Annotated in this window: 7 protein-coding genes and 1 pseudogene; all 8 read left to right on the top strand. The window is 68.3% G+C overall.

From position 1 onward, the window contains the following. Positions 1 to 739: TetR/AcrR family transcriptional regulator (locus ACNPP0_RS20935; RefSeq protein WP_448706895.1), on the top strand; the 739-nt coding region annotated here is incomplete at its 5' end. Positions 740 to 741: 2 nt separating this feature from the next. Next, entirely contained in the window at positions 742 to 1,725 is a 984-nt protein-coding gene (locus tag ACNPP0_RS20930; protein ID WP_448706894.1) for an HlyD family secretion protein, read from the top strand. After that, positions 1,722 to 2,717, top strand: coding sequence for an ABC transporter ATP-binding protein (locus tag ACNPP0_RS20925; protein ID WP_448706893.1), 996 nt, complete (start codon positions 1,722 to 1,724; stop codon positions 2,715 to 2,717). Before ACNPP0_RS20930 ends, ACNPP0_RS20925 begins: the two co-directional genes overlap by 4 nt. After that, positions 2,714 to 3,859, top strand: a complete 1,146-nt coding sequence (locus ACNPP0_RS20920) for an ABC transporter permease (RefSeq protein WP_332607949.1) — start codon at positions 2,714 to 2,716, stop codon at positions 3,857 to 3,859. The genes ACNPP0_RS20925 and ACNPP0_RS20920 overlap by 4 nt, the downstream gene beginning before the upstream one ends. A 63-nt stretch (positions 3,860 to 3,922) precedes the next feature. Continuing rightward, on the top strand, positions 3,923 to 5,356 hold the full coding sequence (locus ACNPP0_RS20915) for an efflux transporter outer membrane subunit (protein WP_448706974.1): 1,434 nt from the start codon (positions 3,923 to 3,925) through the stop codon (positions 5,354 to 5,356). A gap of 283 nt (positions 5,357 to 5,639) precedes the next feature. Beyond that, positions 5,640 to 6,368, top strand: coding sequence for a response regulator transcription factor (locus tag ACNPP0_RS20910; RefSeq protein WP_332607947.1), 729 nt, complete (start codon positions 5,640 to 5,642; stop codon positions 6,366 to 6,368). 88 nt (positions 6,369 to 6,456) lie between these two features. Then, positions 6,457 to 6,939 (top strand): YbaK/prolyl-tRNA synthetase associated domain-containing protein, encoded by a 483-nt coding sequence (locus tag ACNPP0_RS20905; protein ID WP_332607945.1) that lies wholly within the window; start codon positions 6,457 to 6,459, stop codon positions 6,937 to 6,939. A 21-nt stretch (positions 6,940 to 6,960) separates the two neighbouring features. After that, a pseudogene (locus tag ACNPP0_RS20900) lies at positions 6,961 to 7,705 on the top strand (FUSC family protein); the annotation flags it as partial.

The raw sequence follows: 7,705 nt of genomic DNA, 5'->3' as shown, positions 1-7,705 counted from the left end.
CGCGCCGCGCGCGCGCCGCCCCGGCCGCCCCGCCCGCCCCGACGCCGCCGCCATGCGCGAACAATTGCTGGACATTGCCACGGGCCTGTTCGCGGCCCAGGGCGTGGCCGCCACCACCATCGCGCACATCGCCCAGCGCGCGGCCGTCACGCCGGCCATGCTGCATTACTACTTCAAAAGCCGCGACCAATTGATCGACGCCGTCGTGCTTGAGCGCGTCGTGCCGGTAATCGGTTTTGTGTGGTCGCCCGTTCCGCTAGCGTCGGAGGCCGAAGGCGACGACGGCAAGTCACCGTCGCCGGCGCTTGCCGCAAGCCTCGACCCGGCCACTGCCGCGCGCGCTTACCTGGTCGAAATCGTGAAGCGCATTGTGCAAAGCGCGACCGAGCGGCCGTGGCTGCCCGCGCTGTGGATCCATGAAGTGGTGAACGAAGGCGGCCAATTGCGTGAACGCGTGCTGCCCCACGTGCCCACCGAACGGCTGGCGGCTTTCGCCACCGTGATCGGTCAGGCGCAGCAACGCGGCGCCACCACGCCCGGTGTCGAACCGCGCCTGGTGTTCCTTTCCATCCTGGGGCTGACGCTGTTGCCGCTGGCCACCTCGAACCTGTGGCGGCGCCTGTGGCAAGGCGATCCGCCCATGCAGGCCATCGATACCGATGCAATCGCCGACCACGCCATCGCCATGCTGACCGGTGGCCTGTTCTCGCCGCCTGCCCACCCCGCCGCCGCGACCTGACCATGCCCACCCTGCGCCCCCGACCTGCCCTTTTTCGTATCGCCCCCGCCCTGCCGACGCTGGCGCTGGGGTTGCTGCTGGCCGGCTGCGGCCAGGATGCCGCGCCTTTCTACCAAGGTTATGTGGAAGGCGACTACGTCTATGTGGCGTCGTCCGAAGCGGGCCGCCTGGACGCGCTGGCCGTCAAGCGCGGGCAACAGGTGGACGCCAACGCGCCGCTGTTTGCGCTGGAGGCCACGCGCGAACGCGCCGCCCGCGACCAGGCCAGCGCGCAGCTTGCCGCCGCCATCGCGCAGCTGGAAGACATCGGCACCGGCAAGCGCCCGGCGGAAATCGATGTCAGCCGCGCACAGTTGGCGCAGGCCGAAGCCGCCAGCCGGCGTTCCGCCGCGCAACTGCAACGCGATAACGCGCAGTTCCGCGTGGGCGGCATCGCCCGGGCGCAGTTGGATGACAGCCGTGAACAAGCCCAATCGGACGCCGCGCGCGTGCGCGAACTGCGCGCGCAGCTGGAAGTGGCCAGGCTGCCGGGGCGCGAGGATCAGCGCGTGGCGCAGGCGGCCACCGTCGAAGCGGCCCGCGCCACCTTGGCCCAGGCCGAGTGGACGCTTGCGCAAAAACAGCTGGCCGCACCGGCGGCCGGCAGAGTGTTCGACACGATGTACCGCGTGGGCGAATGGGTGTCGGCGGGCAGCCCCGTGGTCAGCCTGCTGCCACCCGGCAACATCAAGGTGCGTTTCTTCGTGCCCGAAACCGTGGTCGGCTCATTAAAAGCGGGGCAACAAGCCAGCCTGCGCTGCGACGGCTGCGGCGATCCGATACCCGTGCATATCGACTATGTGTCGGACCAGGCCGAATACACGCCGCCCGTGATCTACAGCCGCGAAAGCCGCGGCAAGCTGGTCTACATGGTGCAAGCGCGCCCCACGCCCGAGGCGGCGGCGCGGCTGCATCCCGGCCAACCGGTCGAGGCCACGCTGCAATGACCACACACCCGGGCCACCCCGCCGACCACCCCGCCGACGGTCAGCCGGCTCCGCCCGATTCCGGCAAGGCCGTGATCGACGTGCGCGGCTTGAACAAGCGCTTTGGCGACAAGCACGTGGTCAACGACGTATCGCTGCGCGTGCGGGAAGGCGAAATCTTCGGCTTCCTGGGCCCCAACGGCAGCGGCAAGACCACCTGCATCCGATTGATGTGCGGCCTGCTGACGCCGGATTCCGGCAGCGGCACCTGCCTGGGCTATAACATTGTGAAAGACAGCGCGCAGATCAAGCGCCACGTCGGCTACATGACGCAGAAGTTTTCGTACTGGGACGACCTGACGATCCGGGAAAACCTCGATTTTGTGGCGCGCATGTACGACATGCCGCAACGCCGCCAAACCGTGGACCGCGCCCTGGAAGACCTGGGCCTGCACAGCCGCGCCAATCAACTGACCGGCTCGTTGTCGGGGGGATGGAAGCAGCGGATGGCGCTGGCCGCCTGCCTGCTGCACGAACCGCGCCTGCTGTTGCTGGACGAACCGACAGCGGGCGTGGACCCGACGGCGCGGCGCGACTTCTGGGAACAGCTGCACGAATTGGCGGCGCGCGGCATCTCGGTGCTGGTCAGCACGCACTACATGGACGAGGCCGAACGCTGCCACAAGCTGGCCTATATCTCGTACGGCAAGCTGCTGACGCAAGGCACCGCCGAGCAGGTGATTGCCGAACAGCGCCTGTCCACCTGGGCCATCCACGGCCACAACCTGGTGCCGCTGGGCCAGCGCCTGCGCAGCGCGCCGGGCGTCGACCAGACGGTGGCGTTCGGCTCGGCGCTGCACGTCAGCGGCCAGAACGCCGAGCTGCTGGAACGCACCTTGCGCGACGCCATACGCGGCCAGGACCTGCGCCTGGAACGCATTGACACCAGCCTGGAAGACGTTTTCATCTTCTTGATGAACCGGTCCACCGACAACTTCGCGAGCCCGGCATGATGCGCCATCTGCAAGGCTTTTCGTGGGCGCGGTGGTGGAGCATGGTGCTGAAGGAATTCTTGCAGCTGCGCCGTGACCGCATCACGTTCGGCATGATCGTGGGCCTGCCCATCATGCAGTTGGCGTTGTTCGGCTACGCCATCAACACCGACCCCAAGCAGATGCCCACGGCGGTCATCACGGCCGACCACAGCCCGTTCACGCGCAGCTTCATCGCGGCGATGAAGTCGTCGGACTACTTCCACATCACCGAGGAACTGCGCGACGAAGAAGCCGGCCGCGCCGCGCTGGCGCAGGGCCGCGTGCTGTTCGTGGTGACCATACCGCCGGACTTTTCCCGCCGGCTGTTGCGCGGCGAACGGCCGGCATTGCTGATCGAAGCCGACGCCACCGACCCCATGGCCACCGGCATGGCGATTGGCGCGGCCACGCAGCTGACCCAGGCCGTGGCGCAAAAGGACCTGACCGGCCCGCTGGCCAATCTGGCGGGCGGGCAACCCCCTTTCGACGTGCGCGTGCACCGGCTTTACAACGAAGAGCAGATCTCGCAATACAACACCGTGCCGGGGCTGATGGGTGTGATCCTGACGATGACGCTGGTGATGATGACGGGCCTGGCCATGACGCGCGAACGCGAGCGCGGCACGATGGAAAACCTGCTGTCGATGCCGGTGCGCCCGCTGGAGGTCATGACCGGCAAGATCGTGCCGTACATCGCAATCGGCCTGATCCAGGCCACCATCATCCTGCTGGCCGCGCACTTCGTCTTCCATGTGCCGATCCTGGGCAGCCTGTTATCCGTGTACCTGGCGGCGCTGCTGTTCGTGGCGGCCAACCTGACGGTGGGCATCACGCTGTCGTCGCTGGCGCAGAACCAGTTGCAGGCCATGCAGCTGACCATGTTCTATTTTCTGCCCAACATGCTGCTGTCTGGCTTCATGTTCCCGTTCCAGGGCATGCCCATGTGGGCGCAGTACCTGGGCAACCTGCTGCCGCTGACGCACTTCAACCGGCTCATCCGCGGCATCCTGCTCAAAGGCAACGGCTGGTGGGATCTGTGGCCCAGCATCTGGCCGCTGATGCTGTTTACCGCGGTCGTCATGACCGCCGCCGTGAAGTTCTACCGCCGTACTCTGGATTGACGCGCCATGTCCCGTTTTCTCCGTCCCTTTATGGCTTTTCGTTCGCGCGCGGTGGTGGTGGCGATGCCGCTGGCGGCGATCGGCCTGTCGGCCTTGACCACCGGATGCACCGTCGGACCTGATTTCACCTCGCCGAGCCCGCCCGCCGTGGCGTCCTACACGGCCGATGACAGCGCGCAACCCGCCCGTAGCGCACAACGCCTGCAACCGGGCGCCGACGTTCCCGCGCAATGGTGGCGGCTGTTCCGTTCGGATGCGCTGGACCAGTTGGTGCGCCAGGCGCTTGACGCCAGCCCCACGCTGGCCCAGGCGCGCGCCACGTTGCGGCAGGCCACCGAAGACCTGGACGCCGAAACCGGCGGCAGGCTGTTGCCGTCGGCCGATGCCAACCTGTCCGCCACGCGGCAAAAGGTGGACCCGTCGGCGTTCGGCGTGCCGGTAACGCAGCCGCCCCCGCCCTTCACGCTGTACAACGCGTCAATCGACGTGTCCTACACGCTGGACGTTTTCGGCGGCAACCGGCGCGCGCTGGAAGGCCTGGCGGCGCAGGTGGATTACCAGGCGCACGAACTGCAAGCGGCGCGCATGTCGTTGGCCGCCAACGTGGTGACGGCCGCCATCCGCCAGGCCTACCTGTCCGAACGCCTGGCCGCCACGCGCGATCTGCTGGACGCGCAGCAGCGCCAGCAGAACATCATGCGGCAACGCGTGGCGCTGGGCGGCGTGGCCGAGGCCGATTTGCGTAACCAGGAAGTGCTGGTGGCGCAAACGCGCGCCACGCTGCCACCGCTGGAAAAGCAGCTGTCGCAAACCACGCATCAGCTGGCCGTGTACCTGGGCCAGCCGCCCGCCGCGCAGCGCACGCCGCCCCTGCGCCTGGCGGACCTGACCTTGCCGCCCGACATACCCACCGGCGTTCCGTCCGCGCTGACGCGCCAGCGGCCGGACATTCTTGCCGCCGAGGCGCTGTGGCACAAGGCGTCCGCCGACGTGGGCGTGGCCACCGCCAACCAGTACCCGCAGTTCACGCTCACCGCCAGTTTCGGTTCCCAGCGCACGCGCGCGGGCGATTTATCGGACGGCGTCAACGTGTGGAGCCTGGGCCTGGGGCTGGTGCAACCGCTGTTTCGCGGCGGCGAACTGCGCGCGCGCAAGCGTGCGGCGGAAGCGGGTTACGAAGCGGCCGCTGCCGCCTACCGCCAAACGGTGCTGGACGGATTCCGCCAGGTGGCCGACGCATTGCGCGCCGTGCAGACCGATGCCGATGCGTTCAGCGCCTACGACGACGCGTGGCGGCGCGCGGACGATGCGCTGCGCATCGCCCAGGGCCGCTATCAGGCGGGCGGCATCAGCCACCAAAGCCTGCTGGATAGTCAACGCCAACTGCTGCAAACCCGCATCGCGCGCAGCGAAGCCGACGCGGCTCGCTATGCCGACACGGCCGCGCTGTTGCAGGCGCTGGGCGGCGGCTGGTGGAACGAGCCGCAAAACCCGTAGAGCGGTTTTAACGCGTCGGCAGCGCACTTTTATGCACCGTTCGGGTGCGATTTTGGGCCGTTTTAACGCCGGTTGTTCAACCCCTAGTCAGCGGGCGGACCGCGCCAATACGCCCTGGCGCTTTATTCAAACATTGTTCGGCACACCCTGGGGCGCTTGCTGTGTTGCCGCCCGGCAATCATGTCTGAGAATTCGGGTACGAAAGTGGCGTTGAGCGGGGTTAGGAAACCCTTGTTTTCGTAGCATCATGCATGCGCTGAAGCTGCAAAGATCACTACGATTCATGAATGACCTACTAGACCTGATCGTCTTCTCACCCGATCCCGACCAACGCGCGCGCCGCAGCGACGAGCTGGCCGACATGGGTTTCTCGCCGCGCCGGTGCGAGGACTCCAACGGCCTGTTTCGCCTGTTTCAGGCGCGCCGTACGCCGTTGCTGGTGATGGAAGCCGACCTGACCGATCTTTGCATGGCGGTTGCGGGCCTGCGCGCCATGGACACCACCGCCGGCATCATCGCGGTGTCCAGCTTTGATTCGCCCGAAAACCGCATTCTGGGCCTGCACTGCGGCGCCGACGCGTGTTTTCAGCACGACGTGGCCACCGCCGAGATCGCCGCCGCGCTGCAAGCCCTGGTGCGGCGCGTGCCCGCCACGGGCCGCCGCCCCATCGCGGTCGAGCCCGAAGCCCGTATGGCCGCCACGCCCCCGGCGCCCGAAACGCCCGGCAAGTGGCAGTTTCTGGACGCCGCCTGGACGCTGGTCAGCCCGCAAGGCACGCGCTTGTCGCTGACATTGGCCGAACGCGAATTCCTGCTCAGGTTGACGACGTCGGCCGACAAGCGGCTGCCGCGCGGCGACGCTTCCGGCTCGGACGCCCAGGCCGGCCGCGAATCGGTGCGCCGCACCGATGTGGTGGTCAGCCGCTTGCGGCGCAAGGCGCAGGACGTGAACGTAGAGCTGCCGATTCGCACCGTGTGGGGCTGGGGCTACGCCTTCACCGGCGAAATCTGATCCCGGCGCGGGCGTATCATGCGACTGCGGGGCCGGTGCGCCAAGCCCGTGCCCGCCGTCCATCCCCACCCCCTTTGCCGCCATCGATATGGAAGTCTTTGAACGCCTGCAAGCCCTGCTGGCCCGGCACCAGGCCCGTCATCGCCTGATCCACCACCCCGCCGCCGGCCGCTCGGTCGAAGTGGCCGCCATACGTGGCACCGACGTCAGCCAGGGCGCCAAGGCGCTGGTCTGCCGGGTGAAAATCTCGTCCAACATACGCAAGAACGTCCTGGCCGTGTTTCCGGCGGACAAGCAGGCCGACCTGGACGCCATCGCGCGCGCGGCGGGCGGCAAGAAGGCGTCGCTGGCCTCGCAGGAACTGGCGCGCGAACTGACCGGCTGCGAAATCGGCGCCATTCCGCCCTTTTCCTTCAACCCCGACCTGCACCTGCTGGTGGACCCCAGCCTGCGCAGCCGCCACGATGAAATCGTGTTCAACGCGGGGCGGCTGGACGCTTCGATCCTGCTGAACACGGAAGACTATTTCCGGCTGGCGGCGCCGGACATCGCGCCGCTGATCAAACCCTGACGCCCCCGCCATGAGGCCACCGTGTCCCGCCCCCTGACCCGCCACGGCGCGCGCGGCGCCAACATGCGCTGGCTGATGAGCCTGGCGCACATGGAGCCTTCGCCCGTCAGCCGCTGGGTGGCGCTGCGCGCGGCGCTGGCCATCGGCCTGCCCTGCGCCGTGGGGCTGGCGCTAACCCAAGGCGGGGCCGCCGCGCTGGTGGCGCTGGGCGCGCTGCCGGCCATCACGGGCGACAACGGCGGCCCGTATCGCAACCGCGCCTTGTCCATCGGCTGCACCGTGCTGGGCGGCGCGCTGGGTTACCTGCTGGGCAACCTGGTGGCCGGCCACGGGCTGTGGACGTCGGCCGCCATGACGTTGCTGGTGCTGATCGCCAGCCTGGTCGGCACCTTCAACAACATCGCGGCGGTGGCCACGCTGCAATTCGCGGTGTACGTCATCGTCGGGTCGAGCCTGACGTCCACCCTACCGCCGTGGCTGCCGTCCGTGCTGGTCGCCACGGGCGGGCTGTTCGGCCTGGGGTTGACGCTGGTGGGCTGGGTCATCCACCCGATCGCCCCGGAACGCGCCGCCGTCGCGCTGGCCTATCGCAAGCTTGCCGCCTTGTTTGCCGCCATCGGCACGTCGCGCACCATGAGCGCGCGGCGCGACATGGAAGCGGCCATGACCGCCGCCTACGACACCGTGCTGGCGGCACGCGGCCGCGCCGCCGGCCCATCGCCGCGCCTGGCCCGGCTGGCGGCGCAGTTGCAGGCCTGCACGCCAC

It is taken from the genome of Achromobacter semiaridum (assembly GCF_053543755.1).
This window is presented reverse-complemented; position numbering and strand designations above follow the sequence as displayed.